3 protein-coding genes and 1 tRNA gene are annotated in these 2,552 nt (G+C 70.7%); 2 read left to right on the forward strand and 2 right to left on the reverse strand.

The window, feature by feature from the left end; all coding sequences use genetic code 11:
* On the forward strand, positions 1 to 409 hold a 409-nt coding region (locus ACTUAL_RS08890; RefSeq protein WP_440899915.1), incomplete at its 5' end, for a methyltransferase domain-containing protein.
* Between the two features lie 21 nt (positions 410 to 430).
* Here the strand turns inward: ACTUAL_RS08890 and ACTUAL_RS08895 are convergent.
* A complete protein-coding gene (locus ACTUAL_RS08895) occupies positions 431 to 1,090 on the reverse strand; it encodes a restriction endonuclease (RefSeq protein ID WP_440899916.1) in 660 nt (219 codons plus the stop codon).
* 110 nt (positions 1,091 to 1,200) lie between these two features.
* A tRNA-Lys gene (locus ACTUAL_RS08900) sits at positions 1,201 to 1,273 on the reverse strand.
* A gap of 432 nt (positions 1,274 to 1,705) precedes the next feature.
* On the opposite strand from ACTUAL_RS08900, the gene ACTUAL_RS08905 reads away from it, so the two are divergent.
* On the forward strand, positions 1,706 to 2,552 hold an 847-nt coding region (locus tag ACTUAL_RS08905; protein WP_440899917.1), incomplete at its 3' end, for a 3'-5' exonuclease.

Below are 2,552 nucleotides of genomic sequence, written 5' to 3' on the forward strand. Positions count from 1 at the left end.
GGTGGTCCTGGGGCTGAACGCCGCGGAGCTGCAGGCCAACACCGCGGCGACGGAACGGCTCGTGCAGGACCTCAACGCCGATGTGACGCTGTCCTTCGGCGACGGCTCCTTCGACGCCGTCGTGTGCTGCGTGTCGGTCGACTACCTCGTGCGCCCCGTCGAGGTGCTGCGCGAGGTGGGCCGGGTGCTGCGTCCGGGGGCGCCGGTGGTGCTCACCTTCTCCAACCGGTTGTTCTGGACCAAGGCCGTGCGGGGCTGGCTGGACGCCGACGAGGCGGGCCGCTGCGAGATCGTCGCGGCGTACCTGCGCTCGGCGGGGGTGTTCGGGGAGCCGGAGGTGTCGCTGCGGACGCCGCCGGGCGGTCGCGGGGACCCGTTGTGGGCGGCGGTCGCCTGGCGTGCCGGCTGAGGTGGCGGGTCCCAGGTCCGCTCAGGCGGGCCCGGGCACGGTGTCGGGTCGCGGCACGAGAGTCGCGGCCGGCGCGACGCTCGCACCGCGGGCCATCCACTCGGCGAGTGCGCTGCGGTCGACGAGGGTGACGCCCCGCCGGGTGCCCAGGTCACGCGCGGGCTCGGAGAAGCGCGTGGTGGTGACGAACCAGGCGTGGTCGGCGTCGTGCTCGGTGAAGCAGGTGCCGAGGAACTTCTGCATGTCGGGGGAGGAGACGCGCGCCTTCTCGGAGTAGCGCTTGCACTGGACGACCACGACGGAGCCGTCAGGTGCGGTGGCCATGACGTCGGCCCCCAGGTCGCCGGAGCCACCGGGGATACGCACGTCGGCGTAGCCGTCGCGCTGGAGGAGGCGAGCCACCAGCTGCTCGAACTCCTTGCCGGTCATGCCGTCGGTGCTGGCGACCTGCGCGTCGAGGACGCGTTGCCTAGCCCTGTTCGCCCGGGCAGTGACGAGCAGCCGCCGGACGACGAGGACGAGGAGCGTCAGGAGGGCGACACCGAGGGCGATGAAGAGGGGGAGACGGTCGGCGACGAAGTCGCGCGCTACCTCGAACCAGCCGAGGAAGCTGCCGACGAGGAGGAAGGCCACGATGGCCTTGGCGGTGTCGGCGTCGCTGCTCTTCTTCTTTCGGGCCATTCGTCGTGCATCGACCCTGACGGTCGAGCCTTGAAGACGTTCCCTCGTGTGGCGGAGAGGGTTGGGCCCGGTCCGCAGGCCGTACACGTCAGGAGCGGGACGGTCAGGGGTGGGCCCCGTGGGGCTCGAACCCACAACCCGCGGATTAAAAGTCCGCTGCTCTGCCAGTTGAGCTAGAGGCCCGGGGGATGGTGCGAGGTCCCGTGAGAAGACACGAACGAGCTCGAGAAGGAACAGGAGCACTTCCCCGCTACGAGCCTAGCGTCAGGCCCCAAGAGGCGGACGCACAGCCGCGGAACGAGGTGCCGCCCGGAGGCGCCACACCCGACGTCCGCGGAGAACCCAACGCGACCTCAGGACGCGCAACGCCTGGCCCCCCGGGTCGATGACTGCCCCGTGACGACGAAGGTTGCGTGATCTGCCCCCTTGTGTCCTCCTGGCCTGGTACCTGTGGAACTCGTACGGCAAGAGCTGCCAGCACCGGAGGTCGGCCGCCGTAGGGGACAGCGACGAAGGGGAACTATGGGGTTTTGGTCCAGGTTGTTCGGGAGGAACGGGACGCACGCACCCGGGGCTCGGGGGGTGGCGGCGCCCCCACACGGTCCCGGATTCGCCGTGGTGGACGTGGAGACCAGCGGCTTCTCCCGACACAGTCACCGGGTCGTCGAGGTCGCCGTCGTGACGACCGACGCCTGGGGTCGCGTCCAACACCAGTGGAGCTCACGGGTGAACCCGTGCGGGCCGGTCGGTGCGACACACGTACACGGCATCACCCAGAAGGAGGCAGACCGGGCCCCGTTGTTCGGTGAGGTCCTGCCTCACCTGCATGCGCAGCTGGGGGGTCGCGTGGTCGTCGCGCACAACCTGCCCTTCGACCTTGGCTTCCTCATGGCGGAGTACGAGCGCGCGTTCGTACGGCTGCCGGACGTTCAACGGTTGTGCACTCTGGAGGCGAGCTCCTACTACCTGCCCGACCTACCGCGGCGACGCCTCGTCGACTGCTGCACCGCGGTCGGCGTTCCCCTTGAGCGGGCACACTCCGCGCTTCCAGACGCACTCGGCACCGCGCACCTGTTGCGCCTGTACCTCGACCCGACGAGAGGGCCAGCGCCGCTTCCCGAGCACCTCGCTTTGCCTCACGTGGCGGCTCAAGCGGGATGGCCGGCGCTGGAGCAGCTGCCGCGCCTCGACGCGACCCCGGCTCACCACCGTGCCGGAGCTCGGGCAGGCGGACGCAGCGACGCCCGTGCCGCTGCTCCAGGCCGCGCGGGCGAGGCCACCTCACGCCGAGGTGGCCCTGTGGCGGCGGATGCGTCCCGAGCCGCCGTGATGCGCACGGCCGTTCCGGACCGCCCCGCGGAGAACGGGTTGCTTAGTCAGATCAAGATCCTCGACATGCGGGATGCGCTGGAGGAAGGCGCGCCGGACGGCAGTGTCGCCTACCTCGAGCTTCTCGCGCAGG

The organism is Actinosynnema sp., from assembly GCF_052038725.1.